Consider the following 25,775-nt stretch of genomic DNA (forward strand, 5'->3'; position numbering starts at 1 on the left):
TCATCCTCGCGATGTGTAGAGTTGTGTCTTCGGGAGCGGAGGAAGCGCGTCCTTGGCAGTGCGCTTCGGCTTCTCGGTCTTTGGGAAGTCCCGGCCCGGCATCGGCTTCTTCGGGCGCTCAAAGCCCATATGCTTGGCAGCCGAGCGTTTGGCCTTGGCGATGCGCTTCACGTCCTGCCTGGTTTTCCCTTCGGCGCCCCGGTGGCAGCACTCCTTGCCGAGAAGCTGGCCGTCAGCGATCGTCAGAGGGCGCTTCCTGTCCTCGTCGGGCCGCAATGCCTCCGGAATGATGTGGTCGATCTCATAGGGCTTCCTTCCCAGAACAAGGCCGCATCCCTCGCAGGTGACGTATCCCGCTGCGTTCGTGGCGCGCTTGACGATCTGCTCTCGATGGGAGCGGGTGAACTCACGGCGCTTCATGCCCAGCCCCCAAAGTCCACCGGGTAACAGGTACTGCAGTTTCCCCGATCGCACTTGCCATCGCCGCCGGCAACGTTTCCGCCGCCGCACAGGGCGCGATCTGGCTCATCCAGAAACTGGACGATGCGACCGGCCAGCATCGGCTTTCGGTAAATGTAGTCCCTGGCTTCCTTGACGCCCTCGCCCTGATCCCCTGATTGCGCGCGTTCCATATCCTCCAGATCAACGACGCATTGGAACCTGCGGCCATCAAAGGTGAGGACCGTTGCCCGAACCTCAACGTGGGACACGCGGTAATCGTACTCGTGATACCCCGCATATTTCAGAACCGGCGTGTTGATGGAGATGCGCCGACCGACACGGAAATGCTCAGCCAAGACCGGGCACTTGAACGTGGCGCTGGACAGACCGAGGCCGCGCACTTTGGCTCGCATCTCATCACGCTTGGACGTGCAGTCCTGATCCGTTGTCAGGCGCGGTACGGGGCAGCCGTGGCATGGTTTCAGGTGAACAGCCATCAGTTGCCCTCCGATTTCAGAGCGATCTCGATCAAGCGACGGATGGCTTCGGAGCGGGTAGGAACCCGGTTCTCAAAGCGCCAATCGTCAATGGCTTGCAGTTCGTCGTCGGTGAGCATGATCGGGACGCGGTGTTCGCGTAAAACCTTGGCCATCACCGCGCCCTCCGTTGATGCTCCGCGATCTCCGCTTCAACCAGACGCGCCAGTTCGAGGCACATCACGTCGATGCGAATCTCATCGGTGCGCAAGTCGAGCGTCTTTCTTGCAATTGCTCGAGCGCCACGGCTGCCCTTCGGAAATGAGCGCGCAACCTCGGCAAGGGTGTCGGCTGAGATGGTCATGCCGCTTCTCCCATTGCATCAATGTTCTGACGGATGACGTTGAAGGTGAGGGCAACGACCCAAGGGTTCGCGTCCCATCCGAAGCCGCGTGAGGCGTTGAGGCTGTCCCAGAGTGAAGCGAACTCGCTCTGATGGTAGCCGCCAGAGATGCCCTCGGCCTTGGCGTCCTGCCATGTGATCTCCTGCAGCCGCTCCACCCGCACTTCTGTGACGATAAGGGTGAGGCGAGACGCCCAGCGGGGCATGTGGATTGAAGGCTTCCAAGGGCCGTTCGCCCACAGCGGGCAGTTACCGTCTGCTTGATAGAAAGTGTCCAGACCGTAGAAGGGGGAGCCGGGAACAAAGTAGCTGCCCGGGCGAGACTTCGGGATCGGCTTCCACGCCTCACGCACCCAAAGGCGGTCTCCCGGCATATACCGAAGCGGTACTTTGAAATCGGCATCCGGGGTCACGTATCCAAAGACCGCAGTCAACGCCGGCGCATAGACCCCGACAAGGCCCATGTCTGCCGGAGGCTGTGGCTTCAAGATCCGCCGCGTCTGCGTCTTTCTGCCCTCAAGCAAGGCGCGGATCATTGGGCCGCTGAAAAGGATGGGGCGATCAGTCATGCTGCCAGATCCTTCTCCTCGCACCCGACGACGCCGGCAATCGTCGCCCGGCAGTCATCAAGTTCGATTTCATTCCGGCAGCAGGCGCGGGCGTAATTGGTGATCGACTTCGCCTTGGCACGAACCTCGTCGCTTAGGCCTTCGACAAAGAGCCCCTTGGACTGATTGACGACGACAACCTCATCCTCCCCGATGGCGCCGATGATCGCCTTGGCGAACGTCTTGAGCCAATCCGGATCGACGGAAGCCGGCTCGCTTTCGCTCTCTCCCATGTCTTGCGAGCCGGCCTCGTCCGCCGTGGCAGGTGAGTTCTCGGCAGCGGAGCGATCTGAATTTGTGGCGACGAGCGCCCCGCTGCCGTCACCGGTGGGGCTTTCTGCCGGTGAACTGTGTTCTGGAATGTGGTCGTAGCGCTTTCGCAGCGCGTCAGGGTCAATGCCCGTCACCTCGGACAAGGCTGCCATGGCCTTCTCGAAGAATGGGCGAAATTCGCCTTCATCCATCGATGCGAACGAGATCGAGCCGGGACGTATGAACCATTGCCCTTTGATGGTCTTGGAAATGTCCGTCACGCCGAGCGCCAGTTTGAGCGCGTCTGACGCTTCGTTGGCGCTTTCCCAAGGCGTTTTGGCGTTCTCCACCACGTCGCGCAGCACCACCCAGTATTTCTTCAGAAGGGGCAGGCTCCGTTTTTGGTTGAGCGTCACAGTGAGCTTGTCGCCGTTGCGATAGGTGTCCAGCACCTCGGCAACATACGGATCGGCTGGCGAAAGCCTTCCGCGCTCAACCACGAATTCAAGGGTGGGGTGGTCCTGCTTAGCCATTGTTGCCCCCGATCTGGGAGAGGCGGCGTTCCTTGATCTTCACTGCGATCTGCAGATTGATGTCGTCGCCGTCGAATTGCGCTTCGGCGTCCATCTCGGACCAGACTTCTTCGACGGTCGCCTCATCCATCGCGCCGGCCAGGTTGGTCTCGAGCTCATCGAAGAAGGCGGCAGCGTCGAATTCACCGTCGGCCATCACCGCACCGATATCCTCGCCGGTTTCGCGTACGATCTGGCGGTCATCAACGACTTCGCCGGTCTCGGCGTCGATGGCTTCCTGACGCTCGATCTTCTGCGTCGGCGGGGCCGGAGGCGCGGGAGGCTTCGGAGCCTGCGGACGCTCCTGTGGCGTGTCCTGCACTTCCTCGGCAATGCCAAGGCCGCGCAGCACGTCAGCAAAGGCGTCGCGCAGCGCAAAGGCACGGGCGCGCATTGCGAGCATCCGCTTCGGGTATTGCTGCCACGGGCCTTGCTTGCCCCACAGGTTGGCCTTCTTGGCATCGGCGACCGAGAATGTGGCCTTGGTCGGATCGGCCTCGCCCTTTCGTTTGACTTCGCAGGACGCGACCATGTTTTCGCCGTCACCGGTTAGCTTCTCTTTGATCCATTCGAGTTTGCCAGAACCGCGAACGAGACCGATTGCGCCGTCACCCCAGATCGTCGGCCGGCCGTTCACGACTGCGATGGACTGCAGTGCAGCCATAGGCGTCATGCCGACTTCCATGCCGTGCATGATTGCGACCATGGCCTTCTCGGGAGTATCGAGCCCCTTCGGAGCCATGCCGGCCTTGCAGACAGCGGTGGCGATACGCCATGCGCCGTCGAAATCCTGCGGAACGATTGCCTTCACAGCGCCGCCAGATTGAAGGGAGGGGAGGCGCGGGGCCTCAGTTTGCACGATCGCGTTCACTGTCTTCTCCGTCCGTTTTCATTGCTTCGAAAATGCGGCCGGCTTGGGCGTTGGCGATCAACATGTTGACCTGCCACGAGCGCGCCCAAGCGTTGTGGGTCCATTTGTGGTTGAGGTATGTGCCTGAAAACAGCGTCGGCAAGGAAGCTGACTTCCGTGTCCGATGGTTCAATGGCGACGGCGAGGCGTCCTACTTCTCGGATGTCGTGAACGTGCCGGACATGCAGATCGATAACTCCGCGCCGGCCGAGCCCTATCTTGATGTCCAGGTCACGGACAACGGTGTGGGTGATTACACCTTCGACGCGGTGGCCCATTCGACCGCGATGAACATGGTTCGTTTCGTTTTTACGGGGCTAGCGTCGAATTATGATGGCGATGCGCGCCCGGGCCAGACATTCACTGCGAATGAGACAATCTCGAACGGCCCTGTCGAGCAAACGGTAACAATAACGGCCACGGCCTACTCATCGAACGGCACCCCGAGCCCGGTTGCGACCTTCACCTATGTGATCCCGCAGGATCCGAACGTACCGGACTAACCCTTCCAGCCGCCGCGGGCCGCACGCCTCGGCCGGCGAAGCATGCGAGGAACCCCGATGCAGACCAAAACACAACGCAATGCGATGATCGCCAATATGTCGCTCAGAGATTTGGCTGGTCTGTGGGGTCGCGAGGTAGAAGAGCTTCTTCAATCATCTCGCGAAGGTCTGACCGATCAACAGCGCATGTCGCTTCTAGAAGCCGAAGTGCTTCATCTAAGGCGGCGTCTATCAAGGCTGGAACAGTTCGATCTGCGGCGTATTCGACCGCAACAGCCATTTGGATGCTCGGCCCGATCCTGTCGCCAGGTCCGTTGAACTCGAACCCCAGCTGAACGATGGCTTCAGGCTTTGAATCGCCCTCCTGTGGAGGAGCGATCCTGATGTCGTGCAACTGTACCGAACTCGGCTTCATGTCTTCCCTCCCTGTCTAGCGCCTCCAAGTGAAGCAGAGGCTCTACCGGGAGTCGAGACAACACCCACTGTGAACTGATCCGCCCCGCGCAGTGCATCTGCCCGGCCGGAGAAGCCTATCCAAAATCGGAGATAATCATGTCCGTCTTTACCAACCGGGGCGTTGATATTTTTGCGCCCACTGATGCCGCCGGTAGCCTGCGCAAGGTGATCAATGGCGAGGTGCAGGTTTGGTCAACTGAGGTCGAACGCGCCGTCTACTACGCCATGGTCTCGGGCAATCTGGCCTATGCCACCAAGGCTGATCTGGATGCTGACCTCGATCATGAAGGCGGCACTGTTGCGTGGGTGGTCGCAGACACAGAGGCGCTGAACGGCATCTATGTGAAGTCGGGTGCTTCCGGTTCCGGATCGTGGACGAAGGAACGCAACCTGCCGACCGGCCCGCAGGGCGATGTTGGCGGTGTGGCGTATCGGTTTGACGCTGGCACGGCAGATGCTGACCCCGGCGCCGGCCTTATCCGTGCGAACAATGCCGATCTTTCCGCTGCGACCGAACTGTATGTCTCGAAGTCGAACCGGTACGGCGATGATCTCTCCGGGTTCCTCGCCACGCTCGCGGGCTCCACCAGCACCCACAAGGGCTATCTGGTGCTCACCGCACCGGACAGCGAGACGCAGGCCGCGTTCAATGTCACAGGCGTTGCCGATGCTGCTGGCTATGTGAAACTCGCTGTCACTGGTCCGGGCGGCGTGACCGGATTTGAAGATGCTGAGCGGCTGATCTTCCTGTTTTTACGCACCGGAAATGCTGGCGACTTGAATGGGGTCAACCCAGGCGTCGCCGGCCTTACTGTCCTTGAGGCGGAGACCAGAGAAGATGCGCGCTTGGTTCTTGGTGTTTCTGACTTCCCGACCAAGGCGGCGGCAGAAGCGTCAGTATTCGATATTGGCCCTCAATATATCATGATCGCTGGCTATGCGTCAGCAGGCGATGGGGGCGGTGCGCTCTACAAGAAGGTTGCTTCCGAACCGACCCATGCTGGCAAGTTATCCATTACGCTTGCTGATGGTTTGACGGTGAATTGGTATGAAATGATTGGAGAAGTCGCGGTAGAGGCGTTTGGAGCGTTCACAACGAGCGCGGCATCCGCAAACAAGTTGGCGCTTGAAGCTGCGTCCAACTACTCTGCTAGCACCGGTTGGCCAGTGACGATGCGACAGGGGCAGGTTTTTAATCACGACCCAATTCAGATCGCGGACGGTTCTCATTTTAAGACGCGTGGCGCGGTTTTTGCTGGCTCATCTGTAAACGAAGTAGGAGGCAGTTTTGCTACTACGCCGACAGTTCTCGTAGGAGATCGGGTTACGGCAGATATGATTGTGGTCAAGTGGAGTGGTTACTCCGTCAATCGTCTGGTTAGTATCGGCGAGAAGCCAGATATTGGTTTCATCCACATCGAGCGCACTGATGCTCAAAACGAACAAGACCTGACGAATAACTATAACGTCGCTTTGAATTGGGATGGGGGTGGAAAAACTGGACGTTTAGGCGGGTATTCCATCAAGAACTGTGATCTCTCAATGAGGGTTACGAATGTGTTCGGTCAATACGAACGCGCTGTGATCGGCAAAGGCTCCATCTGCAACTACATTCGCGGAATCTGGTTCAAGACATGCTTTCGACTTGTCTTCGATGCGCCACATATTGAAGGGGTTTCGCCGACCATCTCAGGGTGGAGGGGCGGGACTGGTTCGTACATCCCGGGAACTGGTCCGGGCGAAAACGGGGTTCTGTATGAAGACTGTTCAGAGATAACAAGAAACGGCACTCTGACTGGTGGTGATAGTTGGTCACACTTTGAGCGCGTCGGCGGTCACAATAGCGTAGGCGTAGATGGAAAACTCACTTTACCAGATGGGTCAAAACGAAACCCCGGCGCCTACATATTGGGCGATATTCAGGCGAAGTCGCACGGTGGGTCCGCTTTCAAGTGCAACACTTCAGTCGCAACGAATTACATCCGAGGCTTGAAAGTCGGAGATGTCATCTCGATAGATGGTGGGATAGACCGGGCACCGGGCAACTCGGATACAGTACGTCTGCAGCATATCGATGGATTTCAGATAGGCAAGATTTCTAGCTCGCCTTCAAATATCTCTTCTGGCAGCGCTGCAGATTGGACGTTTCTCTTTTCCAATTGTAAGCGAGGGACGGTGGGGGGCGCGCAAGGCGCCCGCACAAAGCTTGGCTTAATCTACGGTCACAGTGGCGACGGGCCGATCGAGGACGTTACAATCCAGACCCATTCATCTAATTACTCGCTTGGGGATGGGGTGAAGGTTGCCATGGCTACAGGCAATACAAGTGGATTGATGATTCTCGGGGGACAGGTGCGCAATTCGGTAGGAACCGGATACGACATTGAGATAACGAGTGTCCGAGAAGGATGCCGAGTTGAAGGTGTATCTGGGTCTAATGGTGCGGACAAAAGTATCACAGTTGGGTCGACCTACGGCGCTGCCAACTTCATCGATGACATCGTGACTGTCCCAGGATGATTTTCGAGACATCAAGTCACCCATCATAGCGCGATTCATTCTTGACAGATGTGTCGCCACGCAGCTCGTGCAGTAGTTCAACTATTGGGGTCGCCGCAGGGGTCGAGATCAAACGCCTTCCAATGCGCCAGCTTCCTTCTGCGCTAAAATGTAGGCGGTCAAAATACAGTGCAGTTCCGTCTACGTCGAATGCTGGACATCTGCCGAATTGGCAAACTTGCTCTCTCACGCTTAAAACGTACACATCGTGGTTGTTCTCGGCAATCTTATGCAGTTCACTCGAGAATTTCGGCTGGTAATCTGCAGCTCCAATGGTCGCGCAGTCTACCACCTCAATCTTTTGTGATTTCCTTCCGCATTGTGCGTCAAACTTCGGCTGTCGTGGGGCGGTGTCGAGCAAGATGATCTTTTTGCCGTCGCTTGTTAGTCTCTCTACAAGCGACTGAAGGTGCACGGCGAGATCGGCGCCAGATTTGTTTCCTGAGGCGCTGTAGATGTCCCAAGCTGCCCCGATGAAGATGACGTCATAATTCTCCAGGTCATTGATCGTTAGCCTATGTGAGTCAGAGCATGCTTTTAGGCGCTTGTTCGGCACAAAGGGCGACGGATCTCCATCTATTGGGACGCATGAAGAGTGGGCGTAGTTTCTAAAAGAGACGCCGGCTTGTTTTGCTAGTTCGCCAACCACGCCAATGTAGTGAGCCGCATTTGAATCTCCATAGAGCAATACGCGGGGACGACCATCCCCGATTACACACCTGTCAGCGTTTATAATGGATCGCGTTATCAGGTATTCTTGGCATAAATAGTCAAAAGTGTAGGGGGCGGAGGCGGTCTGAGTCTTTTCTAGCCTCAGACGGTAGTCAGTGTATCGGTAGGGACCGTAACCGTCGGTGACTACGAGGCCAGCGGCGAGAACAGCAAGGGCAATGCTCGGTGCGATGACGAACCGAGACAGCATTTGCCGAAATGACAGGTTAGAGTGTCTGAACGGTAGCTCGATGAAGAGGTAGCTGATAGTTGCCAAACCCATCATTGCGATGAATGACAGTACCTGTTGGATAGGATCGAGGTCGCCGTAATAGTATCTCTGGAAGGCTAGTACTGGCCAATGCCACAGGTAAAGAGAATAGGATATAAGTCCTATTGCGCGTAGCGGCGGCAGGGAAAAAGCTCTGGTGAGCGGTGTATTATGAACACCAGAAGCTAGAAGTGCAGCTGTGCCAATTGTAACAGGTATAGCGTTTAGTCCAGGGAACGGCGATGTTCCGGACAGAATGAAAGAACTCGTCAGTATCAAAAATAGGCCTGCGGGTGCCAGCAACCAAGCTCTTCCCCTGCTTATGGGGGGGAGAAATGCAAGCGCTCCACCAATGGCAAGTTGGAACGCGCGGCTCGGAAGCATGTAGTAGGCCCACTCGAGTTGCCCTGAGCGAATTTGCCATTCCCCAATAGCGATGCTCACAATGATTAGAGCCAGCAAAGCCCAAATCAACCAGTTACGCAAACGAATGAAGAAGATCAGAAAAATCGGCCAGATTAAGTAAAACTGCTCCTCAACTCCCAGAGACCACATATGCAGAAGTGGCACTGTGTTGCTGTCAGTTGCGAAATAACTTGTATCAAGGAAATACGTGAAGAAGATATTTGCGCCGGATAGGGCCGTAGCAAGCGAAGACAAGGCCAGTTGGTTCACATCTTCCGGCAACAACAATAGCGTGCCGGCAATGAGCGTCACAAAAGTGACGGTGAACATGGCAGGGAGTATGCGCCGAATTCTCCGTCGGTAGAATTCCGAGAAAGTGAATGTGCCTCGTTGATAGTCCCTCAGGATATTTCCGGTAATAAGATAGCCCGAAATAACGAAGAACACGTCCACGCCGACGAAGCCGCCAGGGATAAGGTTTTCGTTGATATGAAAGATCGCCACGAGAAGGACGGCCAACGCACGAATGCCGTCGATGTCGGTCCGATAACCTGACTTCTGCAATTGGTTTCCCCCGAGCAGGCTTGTTCTGCCGATCTGATTGCAGAATTTCCATGAGTACGCAACCAACTCGCGCGCTTGCAGCCGACTGAATATTCAGTGTCCGATATAATGCTTCCTTGCGGCTACACGCATCTTTGCGAATGACGTAGAGGGCGCTAGGTGGAGCCGACGAGCGAGGGCGTTCTAATTCACGTCCTAAGCTAGGGGGCCAAGGCGAAGTGAAAACCTCGCCCGTCGACGGCGGCAACATAGATGCGCGGCATCATCGCACCACTGGCGTGATCGCGTAATCTGCCCGCAGTCTCGCGCCTGAATCTACCGACAATCTGAAAGCTTCTGCCGTGCCCGCAGGCGCGGCGCTTTCGCATGGGCTCATCACCAGAAAGGAAACGACATGGACCGCACCGTGCCTGCTGGCGCGGCGAAGCTGCTTGCGTTCGTCTACGAGACGGAAACCAGCCGCACGCCGCCCGAAAGCTATGAAGTGATCTATGCGCACCGACAGGATCGCTTGCCGAAGCCGCTCACGCGCATGACCGTTGACGAGGTGATTGCTGCGCAGCGCACCTGGTCGCGTCATCACGGTTCTTCGGCGGCCGGCGCGCCGCAGTTCATCCGCAAGACGTTGATGGGGCTCAAAGAGGAGCTTGGGCTGCGCGGCACCCAGGTGTTTGACGGCGACCTTCAGGACCGGCTTGCCTATCATCTGCTGATCCGCCGCGGTTATCATCAGTTCATCAATGGTGAGATCAGCCGCACCGAGTTCGGTCGCCGGCTTTCGGGTGAGTGGGCATCATTCCCTGTTCTGGCGGACACGCGCGGCGCGCACCGGCATATCCGGCGCGGGCAGAGCTATTTCGCTGGCGACAGTCTGAACAAGGCGCTGGTCTTGCCTGAGAAGGTCGAGGCGGTGCTGGATCAGGTTCTCGCCGCCGCCCGGAACGAATTGCCTGTGGTCGAAAAGCCGGTGCTGGAGGACCCGGAACACCTCGACAAGCCGCTGACCAAATCCAAGACGGTTTGGCAGTGGGTCGTCACCTCGACCATTGTTCCGGTGCTGGCCGTTTTTGATGACTGGCGGGTTCAGCTTGCCATCGTTCTGATCGTGGCCGGGTTCGCGGTCTAAAGCAATCATTCAGGGCTCCAAATCAAGAGCGCATGTGAGCAAGTTGGTGCGCTTAGATCAATGGGGCGAGAGCGTAATTTGGCTCAACCCTCAACGTCCCCTGTATGCCTGCAAAGCACTTCTGGATGGCGCGTTTCAGTTTACACTTGACGGCGGAACCCCTTGGTTTCGACGGGGGTCAGGTGGTCGCTGATGTAAACTGCTCCCCAGCAAGGCATTGAAGTGACGATGAAAATCGTTTCGCCGCCAAGTCTGGGGGTCAAGGGGTCGTGGGCTCGAATCCCGCCGCTCCGACCATTTTTCCTTCGCATTTTTGGCTTCGCTACCAGCCACTCTGCCAGGACGCATCGCGCGTTTCTTCTCTTTCCAAAAAAATGACCAGAGCCATTCCTGAGGCGAATCCCCCATGGGGCTCACGCGTAGACGCTTTCGCGGCCAATTCCGCATGCAAGGCGTTTCTCACAAGGGCCGAATGACCTTGGCAGTAATTCATTAACCATAACTGTTTACTAGTTGCTCGTTGCCGTCATTCAGTTTCGAGGTGTCGATGTCGATCTCCCGCCGCAGTTTTCTTATGGGGCTTCCGCTTTTTGTTGCGGGCTGCTCCACCACAACGATCCGATCCGACGCCTTGAACTACGCGTCCATTCGCGATGAGCAGTTTCCCGTTGCTGCACTTCCCTTGTCCAAATTCGATCCCGAGCTGCGCCGCAGGGAAGTGGCTTTCGATGGTGATTACCCGGCTGGCACAATCGTTGTGAACACACCGGAGCGCCGCCTCTATTACGTCCTCGGCAATGGCCGCGCGATGCGCTACGGCGTTGGCGTGGGCAAGCAGGGGCTTGCCCTTCGTGGCAACGCCACCGTTGGCCGCAAGGCGGAGTGGCCGAGCTGGACGCCGACCGCCAACATGATGCGCAACACGCCGCGCTACCGGAAATATGCCGGCGGCGTGCCAGGCGGACCGAACAATCCCCTGGGCGCGCGCGCGATCTATCTCTATCGTGGCGGCCGCGACACGATGTTCCGCATCCATGGCACCAACCAGCCGTCCACCATTGGCGGCGCGGTCTCCAGCGGCTGCATCCGCATGACCAATCATGACGTGATCGATCTTTACGAGCGCGTGACGCCCGGCGCAAAAGTCGTGGTCATTCAGGCCTAGAGGATTTTTGGGCGCGTTCGCTTTAGCGCGCCCGTCCTGCCTCAACTCGGGCACCCCAACTCAGGCAGTTGACGATCGGTCCCAACCGACGCACCCTCCCGTAAGGTCGGGTGGGCATGATGAGCGAAACGCAGTCATCTCGGGTGGAAGTACTCAAAGCCGTCGGTATCACCAAGGTGTATCGCAGCGGCACGGTGGCTGTTGACGCGCTCAAGGGCGTTGATCTTGCTCTTTACGAGCGGGAAATCGTCGCTCTTCTGGGCGCTTCGGGATCCGGCAAGTCGACCCTTCTCAATATTCTTGGCGGTCTGGACCTGCCCACTGACGGGCGGCTGTTCTATCGCGGCCGCGAACTGTCGGCCCTGTCCGATGCCGGGCTGACGGAATTTCGCCGCCGGCATGTCGGTTTCGTCTTCCAGTTCTACAATCTGGTGCCAAGCCTCACGGCCCGCGAGAATGTCGCGCTCGTCACCGAGATTGCGGAAGACGCGATGACGCCCGAGGAAGCGCTCGACCGGGTGGGGCTTGCCTCGCGGATGGATCATTTTCCAGCCGAGCTTTCCGGTGGCGAGCAGCAGCGCGTTGCAATCGCCAGGGCCATCGCCAAGCGTCCGGACATTCTTCTGTGTGACGAACCGACCGGTGCGCTCGACAGCAAAACCGGCGTCACCGTTCTCGAGGCGATTGTCGAGGTCAACCGCACGCTCGGCACGACAACGGCCCTGATCACCCACAATGTCGCCATTCGCCGGATCGCCGACCGCGTGATCTACATGGCGGATGGAGAGATCGCCCGGGCGGAGGAAAACGCCGACCGCCTCGCGCCGGCCGAGGTGAGCTGGTGATGCGCGCGCTCGACCTGAAACTCGTTCGCGACCTGCGGCACATCTGGATCCAGTCGCTCGCCATCGCGCTCGTGCTTGCCTGCGGCGTCATGGTGCTGATCCTGTCGAGCGGAACGCAGCGTTCGCTGTCGGAAACGCGCGAAGCCTACTACGAACGCAACCGCTTCGCCGATGTGTTTGCCAGCCTTACCCGCGCCCCGCGCAGCCTGCTTGACGATATTGCCCGGATCGATGGCGTGGCCCGCGTGGAGGGGCGCGTGGTGTTTACCGCCATGGTCAATCTGGAGGGCATGACGGAGCCGGCCTCCGCGCGTGTCATTTCCCTGCCACAGACGGGCCGCGCCATCCTCAATGTTCCCGAAGTGCGGCAGGGCCGGTTGCCCGAACCGGGACACGCCAGCGAAGTGGCTATTTCCGAGCCTTTCGCACAGGCCAACGGGCTGGAGCCGGGTGATCGCTTTCGCGCCGTGCTCAACGGGCGTCTCAAGGAGCTTGTGGTAACCGGCCTCGTCCTGTCACCGGAATATATCTACACGATCGGGGCAGGGGCGATGATGCCCGACGACCGGCACTTTGGTCTGATCTGGATGGGGGAAAGCGCGGCTGCCGCCGCCACCGATCTGGAAGGCGCATTCAACGATCTGTCGCTCACCCTGTCGCGCGGGGCCGATGAAAGACCGGTCATCGCCGCCATTGACCGCATTCTCGCTCCCTATGGCGGCACCGGCGCGTTCGGGCGCGACCGACAGGCGTCCAATGTCTTCATCGACGGAGAACTGAAACAGCTCGGGGCCATGGCCACGGTGCTGCCGCCGATCTTCCTGATTGTCTCGGCCTTTCTGGTCAACATGGTGCTTGGCCGCCTTGTCGCGCTCGACCGGGCTCAGATTGGCCTCTTCAAGGCGGTCGGATACTCGACCCGCGCCATCGCGGTGCATTATCTGAAAATGACCATCGGCATCGGCATTGCCGGCGTCGCCATCGGCTGGCTGTCCGGCTGGTGGCTGGGTAATGAGCTGACGAAGATCTATGCCGACTTCTTCCGGTTTCCCTGGCTCATCTATCGGCCCGGTGCAGGCTCGCTCGTGATCTCCGGCGTTCTGGGCATTGGCTGTGTCGTTCTGGGCGCGCTCAGGGCGGTCCTGTCCACCGTGCGGCTTGCGCCCACCGTGGCGATGCAGCCGCCCGCGCCACCGGTGTTCCAGCGCGGCTGGCTCGATGGCGTCAGCCTCGCGCTTCGGCTTCGCCAGACCACGATGATGATCCTGCGCTCCATCGTGCGCTGGCCGGGCAGGGCAGCGGTCACGCTGTTCGGCGTCAGTGGTTCCGTTGCCGTTCTGGTCGCCTCCTTTTTCACCTTCGACGCCATCGACATCATCATGTTGGAGATCTTCGAACATGCGAACCGGCAGGACGCCACGCTGACCCTGACAAGCGCGGTGAACGCCCGCGCCGAGCAGGATGCGCTGGCGCTGCCGGGCGTGCTCTCCGCCGAAGGCATTTTCGCCGTGCCTGTCCGTCTCATCAACGGAACCCGCTCCCGGCTGGTCAGTCTTCAGGGGCGGCCGCCTGAGGCGCGGCTGGCCGTGCTTCTGGACGAAAAAGGCGAAACTGTCGCCATGCCGAGCTCCGGCATCGTGCTGGCGGAGGGACTGGCCGACTGGCTCGATGTGGGCGCGGGCGATCCGCTCAGGGTCGAAGTGCTGAGCCCGCCGCGCGAGACGTGGGACATTCCGGTGTCGGCGGTGATCCGCCAAAGCCTCGGGCAGGACGCCTTTATCGACCGCGACGCCTTCTTCCGGCTCGCCAGACAGGCCCCGCAGGTCAATATGATCCATCTGGCCATCGACCGGAATGCCCTGACCGAGCTGGAGGCCAGGGTGCAGGAAACGCCGGCCATTGCCGGGTTCACCCTGTGGACGAATGTGCAGAAGGAATTCGAGACCACGCTCAATGAGAGCCTCGTCACGATGACGATCATCTTCGCTGCTCTCGGCATGCTGATCACTATCGGCGTCGTCTATAATGCGGCGCGCATCCAGCTTGCCGAAAGGGCGCATGAGCTTGCCTCGCTCAGGGTTCTGGGTTTCAGGCGCGGCGAGGTCGGCTATGTTCTGGTGGCAGAACAGATGCTCCTGACGCTCATCGCCATCCCCGCCGGCTGGCTGGGTGGCTACGCATTGTGCGCCCTGATGGCGCAAGGCTTCTCGACCGAGGTGGTGAGCATCCCGCTTGTCGTCACGCAGCGCACTTATGCGGCTGCCGCCCTGATCGTCATTTTCACGGCCCTGACCTCCGCGCTTCTGGTGCGGCGGCGGCTTGATCGAATCGATATCGTTAGCGCGTTGAAGCAGAAAGAATGACCCACACAAGGCATCTCCGCATGGCGACCGCCGCCCTTGTCGGCATCGCCCTCATCGCCGCCCTGGTCTGGGCGCTCCTGCCGGCGCCCGTGCTGGTGGACCTCGTCGCCGCCCGTCGCGCGCCGATGCAGGTCATCGTTTCGGCCGAGGGCATCGCCCGAATACGCGAAACATGGACGGTGACAGCGCCGGTGACGGGCAATGTCATGCGCTCACCGGTTCAGGTCGGTGACGAGGTTGTCGCCCGTGAGACCGTCGTCGCGCTGATCGAGCCCGCCGAACCGGCGTTTCTCGATGCGCGTGCGCGCCGCCTGGCGGAGGCCGCCGTCGCCGAGGCGCAGGCGGCCATCCATGTGGCCGAGGCCAATCTCGTGCGTGCGGAAACCGAACTGTCCCATCTGGAGGCAGAGGTGGAGCGTTACAGGAAGCTCTCCGAGCGTGGAACGCTGCCCGCAACCACGCTTCTGGACGCGCAGCAGGCCGTGGCCTCTGCAAAGGCACTTCGGGATGCGGCGCAGGCCGATCTGGAACTGAAGCGCGCGACGCAGCAGCGCATGGAGGCGCAGCTCTCAGGGCCGGAGGTTCCGATTGTCGATGCGCCGCCAGCCCAGTGCTGCACCGAGCTCAAAGCGCCGCGCTCGGGCGTCGTGCTCAATGTGACGGATCTGAACGCGCGGCTGGTGCAGGCGGGCAGCCCCCTGGTGACGGTGGGAGATCCGGCAGATCTGGAAATCAGGGTCGACCTCCTCTCCAGCGATGCCGTTGGCGTGGTGCGCGGCACAGGCGCCTTCATCGACCGCTGGGGTGGCGAGGGCGTTCTTGAAGCGGAAGTGCGGCAGGTAGAGCCCTCCGCCTTCACCCGTGTTTCCGCGCTCGGCATCGAGGAGCAGCGTGTGCCGCTGGTGCTTGATGTGCTGACGCCGCTTGAGCAGCGCAAAGGGCTGGGCGACCAGTATCGCGTCTTCGTCAACCTCGTCACATGGGAGGAAGAGGACGTGCTGCAGGTGCCGCAGAGCGCACTCTTCCGCAGTGCCGGCGAATGGGCGCTGTTCGTCGAAGAGGAGGGCTGTGCGGCGCTCCGGCAGGTGGATGTGGGCAGAATGACCGGCGACTGGGCGCAGATCCTTTCAGGCCTCAGCGCCGGCGAGCGCGTTGTCGCCTATCCCGGATCGGCCATCGAGACCGGAACGCGCCTTGAGCCGCGCAATCTGGATGAGGGGCAGGGGCAGGACATGGAAGGGGCGTAGCGGGCAAAGCCGAAGCGCTGCGCCATGTGCCGCTGCTCCAGCGCGATCATGCCCCACAGGAGCCCGAGAAGCAGATAGAAGTGCCGCCAGTGATCCGTGTCGATCACCGTGCCGAGCGCCACATGGCCGACGAACACGATGTAGACGCAGATCAGGTAGGGCTGCCATGGGCGGCGGCGGAAGAGAATGCGAAAGCCCGCCGCCAGCGTCCACAGGATGAGCGTCAGATAGGCCGCAAAGCCGAGCCACGAATAATCGAGCAGCGCTTTCAGCCAGATATTGTGCGTGTCTTCGCCGAGAATCTGCCCGAACTGCAACGGCCCGATGCCGAGCGGGTGCTCGGTCGCCCAGCCAAAGCCGATGCCGAAACGCGCAAACCGGCCAAGACGCGCGCCGTCATAATCCTGCACAAGCTGCGCGCGCTGGAAGAAAAGCTCCGAAACCGCCGGTATCTGGAGTGCGAGCAACAGCACCAGCGCGATGCCCACAAGCGCCAGAAACGCGGTGACCGCGATGCGCAGCCGCGCGGCGGCCGTGTCGGCATTCAAGAACACCGTCAGCACCAGAAGCCCGCACGTCATGATGAGCAGGCCCCACGCGCCGCGCGAGAAGGAGAAGAAGATACCGCCGGCGACGATCAGAAACAGCGGAACGCACAGAAGCGCCGTAACCGGGCGTGCGGTAAGCACCAGATAGAGCAGATAGACCGCTGGCAGGGTCAGAAACGGGCCAAACACGTTCGGGTCTTCGAAGACACCGGCAGCGCGTTCGAACTTGGTGAACATCTCCGCGCCCGGAAAGGCGTGGAAATAGCCCAGAATGCCGAACAGGGCCGTGGCGGAGGCCGCCGCCACCCAGGCGCGGAACACGATAATGAGCAGGTCCGGATCGTCCTCCACGATGGCTGCGAAGAACACCGATGTCAGCGCGAGGAAGAGCGAGACCGCGATGTAGAGCGGGATCGTTCCAAGGCTCGCCAGCTGCGACATGGAGATGAGCCCGCCAATGTTGAAGGCGATCAGAAGCGCCAGAAGCGGTGCGATGCGCCGAGAAATCTTCAGCCCCGCCAGCGCCCAGATGGCGATGAGCCCCACCATGTAGAGCTCATAGGGCGCAGGCTCGCGGATGACGAAGCCGGACAGAAAAACGCCAAAGCCGATGGCCGCCAGTTTCAGAAGCGAAACCAGTTTTGCGTCGACCGCCGCACGGGGCAGAACCGGCGGCGCGCTATCATAGGCGAGCAGGCTCAATATGCATTTTCCGTGTCGAGAAGCCGGATCGGCGTCAAAAGCAGGATCTTCAGGTCGAACCAGAGAGACCAGTTTTCGATGTAATAGAGATCGTATTCGGTGCGCTTGCGGATCTTTTCATCCGTGTCGATCTCGCCGCGCCAGCCATTGATCTGCGCCCAGCCGGTCACGCCCGGTTTCACCTTGTGACGGGCAAAGTAGCCGTCCACCACCTCTTCATAGAGGCGGTTGTGGGCCTGTGCAGCCACGGCATGCGGGCGCGGTCCGACCAGCGAAAGCGAACCAAAAAGCGCGTTGAAGAACTGCGGCAACTCGTCGATGGAGGCCTTGCGGATGAAGCGACCGACGCGCGTGACGCGCGGGTCGTTTTTCGTCACGGCGGCCTTCGCCGTCGGGTCGCACTGCTCCACATACATCGAGCGGAATTTCAGAACCTCGATGGCCTCATTGTTGAAGCCGTGCCGTTTCTGTCTGAACAGAACCGGGCCCTTGCTGTCGAGCTTGATGGCGATGGCGGTGGCCAGCATGATCGGCGAGAAAAGCACGATGCCGATCAGGCTGAAGACGATATCAAAACCGCGTTTGGCGACCGAATCCCAGTCATTGATGGGACGGTCGAAGATGTCGAGCATCGGCACCGAGCCGATATAGGAATAGGCGCGCGGACGAAACCGCAAATGGTTGGCATGGGCCGAGAGGCGAATGTCGACCGGCAGGACCCAGAGCTTCGACAGAAGCGACAGAACGCGCTTCTCCGCCGAGATCGGCAGGGCGACGATCAGCATGTCGATGCGCGCGATGCGGGTGAACTCCACCAGTTCCGTGATGGTGCCGAGTTTTGGATAACCGGCGACCACGGGCGGCGAGCGCAGGTCGTCGCGGTCGTCGAACAGGCCACAGATGCGGATGTCGTTATAGGGCTGCTGCTCGATGGAGCGGATCAGGTCTTCGGCATTGGCGCCGCCGCCGACGATCACGGCGCGGCGCTCGATGGTGCCGTTGCGCGCCCAGCGGCGCAGGAGCTGCGAGGCGGTGATGCGCAGCATGAGCAGCGCACCGAAGCCGCACACGAACCATGCGCCGAGCCAGAAGCGCGAGAAACTGTCCGAGATTTTCAGGAAGAAGCCGGTCAGCGCCAGTGCGGCGAATGTGGCCATCCAGGCAACGAAGATGCGCCCCATGGAGCCCGACGGATTGCGCAGCGCGCGCATGTCGTAGCAGCCGGTGAACTGGTAGATGACGATGGCCAGAACCGAACCGCCGCCGATAACGGTCATGTAGTGCCAGAAAAGCGGCGCTGAAAAACCGACATAGGCGAAGTAGAGCGCGATGCCGGTGAGGAGGAGCATGGACAGCTCAACCAGCCGCATGACACCGAGCACCATGACAGGAGACATGGTTTCGCGCTTGTATTGCTGCGCGACCTGCCAGGCGATCGGATTGAGCTTGGTCTGCTCGCTACCGGCCTTCAGGATTCCCGTCTGTCTCGCCTTCGATGCATAGATCCGCTTCGGGTCTACCTGGTTCATGAACGGAATACGCCCCCTGCTTTTTATGCGCGCAGCATATTTTGCGGGGCGTAAGATTCCCTTTCATGAAAGTACTGGCTGGGAATATTTTCCGGTTGTGCTTAACGAGTTATTGGCAGGCTCGTCCGGTAGACCGTTTCAATGGCCTTCGCCATCACATCCGCGCCGAAACGGGCGCGCAGTTCTTCAGGCGGCGGCATGATGGCGTGAAAGGCGCGCTCGTCATCAAGGGCGCGCTGCATGGTCCCGGCAATGGCGCCTGCGTCGGGCTCGGTGAGGGCAGGGGACGCCTCTCCGAAGACCTCCGGAATGCCGCCCACGGCGGTGGCGATGAGCGTGCGCCCGGCGGCCAGCGCTTCCAGAACGATATAGGGCATGGCTTCGGCGCGTGATGGCACCACCATGATCCGCGCCAGCCCGAAGGCCTCGCGCGCGGGCATGGCCGGGAGAAAGCGAATGCGCTCCCCGAAGCCGAGCTCGTCTGCCTGACGCCTGTACCCTTCAAGACCGGCCCCGTCTCCGACCATGACGGCCGTAAGGTCGCGTCCGAGCAGGTCGCGGGTAAGCGCCAGTGCGTCGATGAAGAGATCCGGTCCCTTCAGGTCGCGCATCATGCCGATATAGAGAAAGTCCGCCGCATTCCCGACTGTCCGGACAGGCTCAAACTCGGCCGGCGTCAGTCCGTTATAAACAAGCGAGAACGGTGCGCGGGGCTTCCCCACCTTCTGCTCGAAGGTGCGTTTCTCGTAGTCCGAAACGAACAGGATGTGATCGGTGAAGCGGTCCATCAGGCGCTCGATGGCGAAGAACACGCGCCCCGTCGCCGTCTCCGCCGCATAGTGCAGGCTACCGCCATGGGGCGAGTAGATGCGCGCGGGCCGCTGTCCCGCCATGCGCATCATCGTGCCGAACACACGCGCATAGACGCCGCCTTTTGCGCCATGGCCGTGAAGAACATCGGGCCGCATTTCGCGCACCACGTGATAGGCGCGGCGCGCAGCCGTCAGGTCGCCAATCCCGATATGGCGCTGCATGGGCGTGCGGCGCACACCGAGAGAGAGGCTGGGCTCCAGCGCGGCGATCAGGCTCGCCTCATAGTCGCCGCCAGTGGTGGAATCGCAGATGATGCCGACATCATGCCCCGCCGCGCGCTGCGCGTCGCACAGATCGCGCACATGGCGGAAAATGCCGCCGACCGGCGAACGAAAACAATGAACAATGCGCAGCTTCCCACTACCAGCCTGAGCCGGCAGGGGGGGTGCGGGGGAGATGCCTCAGAACAGGCGTTCACGGACATAGACGGTGTCACCGGGAAGCAGCGGGTCCGTGGTGACCACGCGACCGGTCAGAACCTTGCCATTGATGTCGCGGGTGATGTCCACATTGCCCTGATTGGCGCGCGGGCTGAAACCGCCAGCCGCCGCAACGGCCTTCTGTACGGTCATGCCCGGCACATAGGAATACTGACCCGGTGCGCCCACTTCGCCCATGATGAAGACCGGGCGGTAGCGGTCGACCTCGACGGTCACGTCGGGATCGCGCAGATATCCCTGGCGGAGCATGCTGGCGATGGACTGCTCGACCTGTTTGGAGGTCTTGCCGCGCGCCGGCACCGATCCCACCAGCGGAAACGCGATGTAACCGGACTGGTCGACATTATAGGTGTTGCTGAGGTTGTCCTGGTCGAAGACGGTGATGCGCAGCGTGTCGCCTGCATCCAGCACATAGGGCTGATAGAGCGCTTCGTGAAAGGCCGCCGGCGCCGGGCGATAGCCCGAACAGCCTGAAGCGGCAACGAGCGCTGCCAGCACTGGCAAGAATTTGGCTTTAATCTTCATGACGGACTGCAAACCTCTGGCGTCATCCTGACCCGCAAACACAGGTCCCATGGCCGTTTTATCCATCCATTAGGGTTAATGTCGGGTAAAGCGCGCTCTTATACCCTCATAGCGCGCATACCGTAACCGTCTAGCGGTGTGCGTGAAGCTTTAACCCGCTGGTTACTATGCGCGTTTACCTTGGCGCGGACCAATTTGGGAGCAGACCGCATGAACAGCGATCAGATCGCGCATGGTGACGTGGATGTCGACCTGGGCCGGCTTTTTGCCGCTGTCCGGCGCAAATGGCCGCGCATTCTGTTTGCTTCTCTCATTATTACGGGACTGGTGTTCGCGCTTGCCTATATGGCCACCCCGCAATACCGCGCGCAGACAAGGCTTCTGATCGAGACGCGCGAATCAATCTACACCCGTCCGCAGGGCGTGGGCGATGGCGACCGTCCGATTCTTGACGGGGAAGGGGTCACCAGCCAGGTCGAGCTGATCACCTCGACTGAAATCCTCGACACGGTGGCGCGTGATCTCAATCTTGCAAACCGCAAGGAGTTCTCCGGCAGCGGGGGCTCGCTTGTCTCGCGCATCCTCGTGATGGTCGGTCTCAAGAACGCGCCGGTCGAGGGCACCGACGAAGAAAAGGTGCTGCGGGCTTTTCGTGAACGGCTGACGGTCTATCGCGTCGAGAATTCGCGCGTCATCGTGATCGAGTTCTCCTCGGAAGACCCGCAGCTTGCCGCAGAGGTGCCCAATGCGGTGGCCAACGCCTATGTCGCCATGCAGAGCGACGCCAAACTTCAGTCCAACACCAGTGCAACCCAGTGGCTTGAGCCGGAAATCGAGGATCTGCGCGAGCGCGTGAAACAGGCCGAGGCGCGTGTCGCGGAATACCGCGCCCAGTCGGATCTCCTGCTTGGGCAGAACAACACCGTTCTGGCCACCCAGCAGCTTTCGGAACTCTCCAGCGAGCTTTCGCGCACCCGCGCCAACCGTTCGGCCGCAGCCGCGCAGGCGGCATCCGTGCGCAGCGCCCTTGAAAGCGGCGTGGCCATCGAGAGCATGCCGGAGGTTCTGGCGTCACCACTCATCCAGCGGCTGCGGGAGCGGCAGGTGGAGTTGAACGCACAGATCGCCGATCTGTCGACCACGCTTCTTGGAAACCATCCGCGCATCCGCGCCCTGCGCTCGCAGTTAAGCGATCTCGATGTCCAGATCCGCAATGAGGCCACCAAGGTGCTCGCGGGGCTCGAAGCCGAGGCCACCCGCGCGGAGCGCCGCGAGGAGGAGCTGCAGGCCGAACTCAACCGCCTCAAGGTCACCTCGGCGCGCGCCGAAGAAGAGCAGGTGGAACTGCGCGCCCTGGAGCGCGAAGCCGCCGCACAGCGCGAATTGCTGGAATCCTATCTGACCCGCTACCGCGAGGCTGCCTCGCGCAGCGACCGCAATTATCTCCCCGCCGATGTGCGCATCTTCTCGCGCGCCATCACGCCGAGCGAGCCCTATTTCCCAAAAATCGTGCCGATCACGGCGGCGGCCTTTGTCGCTTCTCTGCTGATCATGGCCGTGATCACGCTTCTGCAGGAACTGTTCTCCGGCCGCGCCATGCGCCCGTCGGCTGTGGCGCCCGCGCCGCTTCCAGCGGCCGTTCCCATGCGGCGGGCCGAGCCTGCGCTTGATGCGGTTTCGGCCCCGGAGCGGCCTTCGGAGCCGGTCCTGCCGACGCCCGAGGTCGCAGACCTTCCTTTTCCGAAGCCCGTATCGCGGACGGCCCGCTATGGCGGCATCGATGTGGAGCAGGCCTCCGAGCGGCTCGTCACCGGGGGCGTTACCCGGGCGCTGTTCATCTCGCCGGAAGGCGATGAGGCGGCTGCCGCTTCGGTTCTGGTTGCGCGGGATGTGGCTGATTCCGGCATGCGGGTCCTGCTGCTCGACCTCACTTCATCGGGTGCCGCATCGCTTCCCATGCTGGAAAGCGTTGCCTATGCCGGCATCACCAATCTTCTGGCATCCGAGGCAAACTTTGCCGATGTGATCCACACGGACCTGTTCTCCGAGTGCCACATCATCCCCGTTGGCACGGCGGACCCGCAGCGCGCCATGCGCGCCGCCGACCGGCTGCCCATCATCATCGAATCGCTGTCGGCGGCCTATGATGTGGTCATCATCGAGTGCGGTCCCGTCGATGCGCAGGGGATTGAACGTCTCATGTCGTCCGATACGCAGGTTCTTGTCAGCATGATTGATCCGGAAGCCGGTGAGCTGGCCGCAGAAACGGCCGAGGAACTGCGCGAGAGCGGCATCGCAACGCCCATCCTCGTTTCGCCGACTGGCGGTTCCAAACCGCCCGCACCGCCCGGACGCGACGCCGCCTGATCCTGTTCTTCCGCATTTGTGTGGCCGTCGGGAGGCTCCACCTGACGGTAAGAAATTGCTCTAGCGTCTCAGCGCCGAAAGCCGTTTGCGAACGCCTTTGGCCATGGCCCAGAGGCGCGGGTCGTTGATGACGATGCGTTTTCCGCCCGCAATGGCGCTACGTGTCAGGGCCATTGCCCGCCCTTTGACCGTCAGCGGAACAAAGCTGTCGAACTGTACGGTCTCCAGATCACACCACAGGCGCTTGTAATATTCGTCGCCGACGCTGAAGTCATACACCTTCAGACCCTGTTCGCAGGCTTCCTGAATGTTCTCGAAAAACAGGAAACGCCCGGGGCTGATCTCCGTCAGCTCGTCGTCCGAGATTGAGCTGAACTCGCAGATGATGCGATCATCTGTCAGGCTGGAGCCGGTCACGGCGCGAAGCCTGCCGGCAACCTCCAGCCCGTGAAGCACGAATTTCGGATGTTCGCTTGCCGTTGCTTCGCCAAACAGCGTGTGAAACGCAGCCTGGACCGGCGCTGGCGCAAACACGTTCTGGATGCCCATCTGCGCAAAGCGCTCCGCCTTCATGGCGAAGAAGGCCTCCAGCATCGCATCCGCCTCATCCGGCGTTTTCGCCATGCGCCGTTCAAAGCCGCCGGCGGCTTCAAGCTTGCGCCCCTGCGAGCGGTGCTGCTTGCGCTTTCGCTTGCCGCTGGCGCGCAAAAGCGCCGCGTCGAATCCACCCTCCAGATCGACCGCAAGCGACAGATTGGGGCTTTCGCTGTGCGGCCAGAAAAGAAGTGGATTGGCCACGCCATCGCAGGCATGGAGCTGACGCTCCAGGCTCAGAAGATCGATGTCCGGCCTCTGGTCATGGATGTGGTCGAGGAGGTCCCGCAGCTGGACAGAGCCGATGCGGTCGTCCGCCCGCCGGTCGGTCAGCGGAAAATTGCCATTGGCATGCCGGTCGCCGATGAAGCGCGCCACGCGAAAGCGCCCCTGCGCAGCCAGCTCCAGCGGAAGGCTCAGAAGATGGCCTTCACTGTCTGAAAGCCGAACGATCAGCGTCTCGTGAACACTGTGCCTCGCCCAGGCGGAAACCCATTCAGGGCTCTGCGCCGGCATGAAGCAGGAGGCCGCGCTGTCCTCGCGATAGAGAGCCAGCGCCGCTTTATCGGCCGGGCGCAATTCGACTGTCAGCCCCGCAGCGGGGCTTGCCGTGGCGCTCGGTGTCCGTTCAGGCTGGTTGGAAACCGTCATCATCCATCGCGATCAACAGGACCGCCGCACGGGCGGCTTTGATCCTGTGTAACCGCAAAAGGTGAAAGAAAGATCGACGGATCAGGCGTCGTTCTGCGGTCGCCCGATCATCCAGCGGATGATGAACATGGCGGGAATGATCCACAGAAGGCCGGTCAGGAAATAATAGGCAAGGTGCATCAGCGGACCGGCATCGGCCAGCTGCGCCACGGCGATTGCCGTCGACAGGATGGCGTAAACCACGACCAGCGCCACGAGGGCGACCATACCGATGAATTTTCGCAGGCGTACGGGCATTGGGAAGACCTTTCCGCCGCTTCATAGAGTGAGCCGCTCCGCGATGCAATCGCAGGCATTCACCTGCGCGACGGCTTGTCGCGTAATTGGCGCTGCGGCTTGCAACTTGCCGGGCTTTGGTTCACCTACAGACTTCTTCCGAAACGATGATGGCTGACGCTGTGGATATGACTGCTACCAGTGCTGCAACCGCGCAAGTTCCGCAGGAGACCCTGCTGCGCAACCGAAAATTCGTGCGCCTCTGGCTCTACTTTGTGCTGTTTACGCTGTTTGCCCTTGTGATCGTCGGCGGCGCGACGCGGCTGACCGAATCCGGCCTCTCCATCACCGAATGGAAACCGATCCACGGCGTGATCCCGCCGCTCAGCGAAGCCGAATGGCAGGAAGAGCTGGAGAAGTACCGCCAGATCCCCGAATACCAGCAGATCAACAAGGGCATGAGCCTTGGCGAGTTCAAGACCATCTTCTGGTGGGAGTGGGCGCACCGGCTTCTGGCGCGTGGCGTCGGCTTCGTTTTTGCGCTGCCGCTGGCGTTCTTCTGGATGACCGGGCGGCTTGAAAGCGATTTGAAGCCCAAGCTTCTGGGCATTCTGGTGCTTGGCGGGCTTCAGGGCGCAGTCGGCTGGTGGATGGTCGCCTCCGGTCTTGTCGACCGTGTGGATGTGAGCCAGTACCGGCTCGCCACGCACCTCACCATCGCCTGCTTCATCTTCGCCGCCACCGCACTGGTCGCGCGCGGGCTTGCGCCCCACTCGACGGGGCGGGCCGAGGAGGGCATTCGCCGCTTCGCCGGCTGGATGGTGGTCGCCGTCCTCTTCCAGATCTATCTGGGTGGCCTCGTGGCCGGTCTTCGCGCAGGCATGAGCTACAACACCTGGCCGCTGATGGATGGCGCGCTGGTGCCGGGCGGCCTGTTCGCGCAGACGCCCGCCTGGCTCAACTTCTTCGAGAACCCGAAGATGGTGCAGTTCATTCACCGTCTCGGCGCTTATGCGCTTCTGGCGCTGGCGCTCTGGCAGATGGTGTTCGTGATCCGCCGTGCGCCCTCCACACCGCATGCGCGCCGGGCGGTCCTGTTTGCCGCTCTCGTTCTGGTGCAGGCGGCCATCGGCATCGTCACGCTGCTCATGGTCGTGCCCATCGACATGGCGCTCACCCATCAGGGCGTGGCGCTGGTGGTTCTGTTCTTCGCCTGCGCTCACTGGCGCGCGACGAAAGGGCCTTATCCGCTGCCCGGCTCTCGACGTCTCAAGCGTGACGAAGACGAGGTCTACGCGGCGATCTAGAGCAATTCCAGGAAAAGCGGAAATGTTTTAGCCGCGCAAAAAGCTGCAAATAAAAAAGGCGCGTCCACGGGGACGCGCCTTTTTTG

The 25,775-nt window shown here is 60.8% G+C and carries 24 protein-coding genes; 9 read left to right on the forward strand and 15 right to left on the reverse strand.

What is annotated here, in order from left to right; genetic code table 11:
* Genes DEJ54_RS12745 through DEJ54_RS12770 form a run of 7 tightly spaced genes read right to left on the reverse strand, consistent with a single transcriptional unit; the run spans position 1 to position 3,563 of the window.
* On the reverse strand, positions 1 to 420 hold the full coding sequence (locus DEJ54_RS12745; protein WP_113154906.1) for a hypothetical protein: 420 nt from the start codon (positions 418 to 420) through the stop codon (positions 1 to 3).
* Entirely contained in the window at positions 417 to 938 is a 522-nt protein-coding gene (locus DEJ54_RS12750; protein ID WP_113154907.1) for a hypothetical protein, read from the reverse strand. The genes DEJ54_RS12745 and DEJ54_RS12750 overlap by 4 nt, the downstream gene beginning before the upstream one ends.
* Positions 938 to 1,093: a hypothetical protein gene (locus DEJ54_RS23215; protein ID WP_162742290.1), complete on the reverse strand. Its 156-nt coding sequence runs from the start codon at positions 1,091 to 1,093 to the stop codon at positions 938 to 940. Before DEJ54_RS23215 ends, DEJ54_RS12750 begins: the two co-directional genes overlap by 1 nt.
* Positions 1,093 to 1,281 carry a hypothetical protein gene (locus DEJ54_RS12755; protein ID WP_113154908.1) on the reverse strand — a complete coding sequence of 63 codons (189 nt, stop codon included), beginning with the start codon at positions 1,279 to 1,281 and terminating at the stop codon, positions 1,093 to 1,095. Before DEJ54_RS12755 ends, DEJ54_RS23215 begins: the two co-directional genes overlap by 1 nt.
* Complete coding sequence (locus DEJ54_RS12760) at positions 1,278 to 1,889, reverse strand: hypothetical protein (protein ID WP_113154909.1); 612 nt, start codon at positions 1,887 to 1,889, stop codon at positions 1,278 to 1,280. Before DEJ54_RS12760 ends, DEJ54_RS12755 begins: the two co-directional genes overlap by 4 nt.
* Positions 1,886 to 2,713, reverse strand: coding sequence for a hypothetical protein (locus DEJ54_RS12765; RefSeq protein ID WP_113154910.1), 828 nt, complete (start codon positions 2,711 to 2,713; stop codon positions 1,886 to 1,888). Before DEJ54_RS12765 ends, DEJ54_RS12760 begins: the two co-directional genes overlap by 4 nt.
* Positions 2,706 to 3,563 carry a recombinase RecT gene (locus DEJ54_RS12770; protein WP_245447546.1) on the reverse strand — a complete coding sequence of 286 codons (858 nt, stop codon included), beginning with the start codon at positions 3,561 to 3,563 and terminating at the stop codon, positions 2,706 to 2,708. Before DEJ54_RS12770 ends, DEJ54_RS12765 begins: the two co-directional genes overlap by 8 nt.
* A 122-nt stretch (positions 3,564 to 3,685) precedes the next feature.
* On the opposite strand from DEJ54_RS12770, the gene DEJ54_RS12775 reads away from it, so the two are divergent.
* A complete protein-coding gene (locus DEJ54_RS12775) occupies positions 3,686 to 4,165 on the forward strand; it encodes a hypothetical protein (RefSeq protein ID WP_162742291.1) in 480 nt (159 codons plus the stop codon).
* Between the two features lie 103 nt (positions 4,166 to 4,268).
* On the opposite strand, the gene DEJ54_RS12780 is transcribed toward DEJ54_RS12775, so the two are convergent.
* Complete coding sequence (locus tag DEJ54_RS12780; protein ID WP_113154913.1) at positions 4,269 to 4,580, reverse strand: hypothetical protein; 312 nt, start codon at positions 4,578 to 4,580, stop codon at positions 4,269 to 4,271.
* Between the two features lie 137 nt (positions 4,581 to 4,717).
* Here DEJ54_RS12780 and DEJ54_RS12785 point away from each other — a divergent pair, with 137 nt between their 5' ends.
* Positions 4,718 to 7,141, forward strand: coding sequence for a hypothetical protein (locus DEJ54_RS12785; protein ID WP_113154914.1), 2,424 nt, complete (start codon positions 4,718 to 4,720; stop codon positions 7,139 to 7,141).
* Between the two features lie 16 nt (positions 7,142 to 7,157).
* Here DEJ54_RS12785 and DEJ54_RS12790 read toward each other — a convergent pair whose 3' ends face one another.
* Complete coding sequence (locus DEJ54_RS12790) at positions 7,158 to 9,131, reverse strand: acyltransferase family protein (protein ID WP_162742292.1); 1,974 nt, start codon at positions 9,129 to 9,131, stop codon at positions 7,158 to 7,160.
* Between the two features lie 394 nt (positions 9,132 to 9,525).
* On the opposite strand from DEJ54_RS12790, the gene DEJ54_RS12795 reads away from it, so the two are divergent.
* The 5 genes from DEJ54_RS12795 (at position 9,526) to DEJ54_RS12815 (ending at position 15,877) form a co-directional block, all read left to right on the forward strand.
* Positions 9,526 to 10,257, forward strand: coding sequence for a hypothetical protein (locus tag DEJ54_RS12795; RefSeq protein ID WP_113154916.1), 732 nt, complete (start codon positions 9,526 to 9,528; stop codon positions 10,255 to 10,257).
* Positions 10,258 to 10,804: 547 nt separating this feature from the next.
* Positions 10,805 to 11,422 (forward strand): L,D-transpeptidase, encoded by a 618-nt coding sequence (locus DEJ54_RS12800; RefSeq protein ID WP_113154917.1) that lies wholly within the window; start codon positions 10,805 to 10,807, stop codon positions 11,420 to 11,422.
* Positions 11,423 to 11,541: 119 nt separating this feature from the next.
* Positions 11,542 to 12,267: an ABC transporter ATP-binding protein gene (locus DEJ54_RS12805; RefSeq protein ID WP_113156254.1), complete on the forward strand. Its 726-nt coding sequence runs from the start codon at positions 11,542 to 11,544 to the stop codon at positions 12,265 to 12,267.
* Positions 12,267 to 14,630 (forward strand): ABC transporter permease, encoded by a 2,364-nt coding sequence (locus DEJ54_RS12810; protein ID WP_113156255.1) that lies wholly within the window; start codon positions 12,267 to 12,269, stop codon positions 14,628 to 14,630. Before DEJ54_RS12805 ends, DEJ54_RS12810 begins: the two co-directional genes overlap by 1 nt.
* A complete protein-coding gene (locus tag DEJ54_RS12815; RefSeq protein ID WP_204360806.1) occupies positions 14,627 to 15,877 on the forward strand; it encodes an efflux RND transporter periplasmic adaptor subunit in 1,251 nt (416 codons plus the stop codon). The genes DEJ54_RS12810 and DEJ54_RS12815 overlap by 4 nt, the downstream gene beginning before the upstream one ends.
* Here DEJ54_RS12815 and DEJ54_RS12820 read toward each other — a convergent pair.
* The 4 genes from DEJ54_RS12820 to DEJ54_RS12835 form a co-directional block, all read right to left on the reverse strand.
* Complete coding sequence (locus DEJ54_RS12820) at positions 15,790 to 17,127, reverse strand: O-antigen ligase (protein ID WP_245447548.1); 1,338 nt, start codon at positions 17,125 to 17,127, stop codon at positions 15,790 to 15,792. The two genes, DEJ54_RS12815 and DEJ54_RS12820, sit on opposite strands and share 88 nt — an antisense overlap.
* Positions 17,124 to 18,656, reverse strand: coding sequence for an undecaprenyl-phosphate glucose phosphotransferase (locus tag DEJ54_RS12825; RefSeq protein WP_113154918.1), 1,533 nt, complete (start codon positions 18,654 to 18,656; stop codon positions 17,124 to 17,126). Before DEJ54_RS12825 ends, DEJ54_RS12820 begins: the two co-directional genes overlap by 4 nt.
* 101 nt (positions 18,657 to 18,757) lie before the next feature.
* Entirely contained in the window at positions 18,758 to 19,882 is a 1,125-nt protein-coding gene (locus DEJ54_RS12830; protein WP_113154919.1) for a glycosyltransferase family 4 protein, read from the reverse strand.
* Between the two features lie 48 nt (positions 19,883 to 19,930).
* Positions 19,931 to 20,494, reverse strand: coding sequence for a polysaccharide biosynthesis/export family protein (locus tag DEJ54_RS12835; protein ID WP_113154920.1), 564 nt, complete (start codon positions 20,492 to 20,494; stop codon positions 19,931 to 19,933).
* A gap of 210 nt (positions 20,495 to 20,704) precedes the next feature.
* Here DEJ54_RS12835 and DEJ54_RS12840 point away from each other — a divergent pair, with 210 nt between their 5' ends.
* A complete protein-coding gene (locus DEJ54_RS12840; RefSeq protein WP_113154921.1) occupies positions 20,705 to 22,861 on the forward strand; it encodes a GumC family protein in 2,157 nt (718 codons plus the stop codon).
* Between the two features lie 60 nt (positions 22,862 to 22,921).
* On the opposite strand, the gene DEJ54_RS12845 is transcribed toward DEJ54_RS12840, so the two are convergent.
* The gene (locus DEJ54_RS12845; protein WP_113156257.1) at positions 22,922 to 24,106 is read right to left on the reverse strand and encodes a GNAT family N-acetyltransferase; all 1,185 of its coding nucleotides are present in this window, start codon (positions 24,104 to 24,106) and stop codon (positions 22,922 to 22,924) included.
* Between the two features lie 81 nt (positions 24,107 to 24,187).
* A complete protein-coding gene (locus tag DEJ54_RS12850) occupies positions 24,188 to 24,403 on the reverse strand; it encodes a DUF2842 domain-containing protein (protein ID WP_113154922.1) in 216 nt (71 codons plus the stop codon).
* A gap of 167 nt (positions 24,404 to 24,570) precedes the next feature.
* On the opposite strand from DEJ54_RS12850, the gene DEJ54_RS12855 reads away from it, so the two are divergent.
* Positions 24,571 to 25,689, forward strand: a complete 1,119-nt coding sequence (locus DEJ54_RS12855) for a COX15/CtaA family protein (protein ID WP_113156258.1) — start codon at positions 24,571 to 24,573, stop codon at positions 25,687 to 25,689.
* Positions 25,690 to 25,775: the final 86 nt, after the last annotated feature.

Origin of the sequence: Nitratireductor sp. OM-1, assembly GCF_003296175.1 — a bacterium.
Taxonomy (GTDB): domain Bacteria; phylum Pseudomonadota; class Alphaproteobacteria; order Rhizobiales; family Rhizobiaceae; genus Nitratireductor; species Nitratireductor aquimarinus.

What these genes read in the sequence shown, in the direction of transcription:
- DEJ54_RS12780 (WP_113154913.1), bottom strand. Translation starts at nt 4,580, where the DNA reads ATGAAGCCGAGTTCGGTACAGTTGCACGACATCAGGATCGCTCCTCCA.
- DEJ54_RS12810 (WP_113156255.1), top strand. Translation starts at nt 12,267, where the DNA reads ATGCGCGCGCTCGACCTGAAACTCGTTCGCGACCTGCGGCACATCTGG.
- DEJ54_RS12760 (WP_113154909.1), bottom strand. Translation starts at nt 1,889, where the DNA reads ATGACTGATCGCCCCATCCTTTTCAGCGGCCCAATGATCCGCGCCTTG.
- DEJ54_RS12755 (WP_113154908.1), bottom strand. Translation starts at nt 1,281, where the DNA reads ATGACCATCTCAGCCGACACCCTTGCCGAGGTTGCGCGCTCATTTCCG.
- DEJ54_RS12805 (WP_113156254.1), top strand. Translation starts at nt 11,542, where the DNA reads ATGAGCGAAACGCAGTCATCTCGGGTGGAAGTACTCAAAGCCGTCGGT.
- DEJ54_RS12800 (WP_113154917.1), top strand. Translation starts at nt 10,805, where the DNA reads ATGTCGATCTCCCGCCGCAGTTTTCTTATGGGGCTTCCGCTTTTTGTT.
- DEJ54_RS12795 (WP_113154916.1), top strand. Translation starts at nt 9,526, where the DNA reads ATGGACCGCACCGTGCCTGCTGGCGCGGCGAAGCTGCTTGCGTTCGTC.
- DEJ54_RS12750 (WP_113154907.1), bottom strand. Translation starts at nt 938, where the DNA reads ATGGCTGTTCACCTGAAACCATGCCACGGCTGCCCCGTACCGCGCCTG.
- DEJ54_RS12855 (WP_113156258.1), top strand. Translation starts at nt 24,571, where the DNA reads ATGACTGCTACCAGTGCTGCAACCGCGCAAGTTCCGCAGGAGACCCTG.
- DEJ54_RS12845 (WP_113156257.1), bottom strand. Translation starts at nt 24,106, where the DNA reads ATGACGGTTTCCAACCAGCCTGAACGGACACCGAGCGCCACGGCAAGC.
- DEJ54_RS12835 (WP_113154920.1), bottom strand. Translation starts at nt 20,494, where the DNA reads ATGAAGATTAAAGCCAAATTCTTGCCAGTGCTGGCAGCGCTCGTTGCC.
- DEJ54_RS12815 (WP_204360806.1), top strand. Translation starts at nt 14,627, where the DNA reads ATGACCCACACAAGGCATCTCCGCATGGCGACCGCCGCCCTTGTCGGC.
- DEJ54_RS12775 (WP_162742291.1), top strand. Translation starts at nt 3,686, where the DNA reads ATGTTGACCTGCCACGAGCGCGCCCAAGCGTTGTGGGTCCATTTGTGG.
- DEJ54_RS12825 (WP_113154918.1), bottom strand. Translation starts at nt 18,656, where the DNA reads ATGAACCAGGTAGACCCGAAGCGGATCTATGCATCGAAGGCGAGACAG.
- DEJ54_RS12745 (WP_113154906.1), bottom strand. Translation starts at nt 420, where the DNA reads ATGAAGCGCCGTGAGTTCACCCGCTCCCATCGAGAGCAGATCGTCAAG.
- DEJ54_RS12765 (WP_113154910.1), bottom strand. Translation starts at nt 2,713, where the DNA reads ATGGCTAAGCAGGACCACCCCACCCTTGAATTCGTGGTTGAGCGCGGA.
- DEJ54_RS12840 (WP_113154921.1), top strand. Translation starts at nt 20,705, where the DNA reads ATGAACAGCGATCAGATCGCGCATGGTGACGTGGATGTCGACCTGGGC.
- DEJ54_RS12850 (WP_113154922.1), bottom strand. Translation starts at nt 24,403, where the DNA reads ATGCCCGTACGCCTGCGAAAATTCATCGGTATGGTCGCCCTCGTGGCG.
- DEJ54_RS23215 (WP_162742290.1), bottom strand. Translation starts at nt 1,093, where the DNA reads ATGGCCAAGGTTTTACGCGAACACCGCGTCCCGATCATGCTCACCGAC.
- DEJ54_RS12785 (WP_113154914.1), top strand. Translation starts at nt 4,718, where the DNA reads ATGTCCGTCTTTACCAACCGGGGCGTTGATATTTTTGCGCCCACTGAT.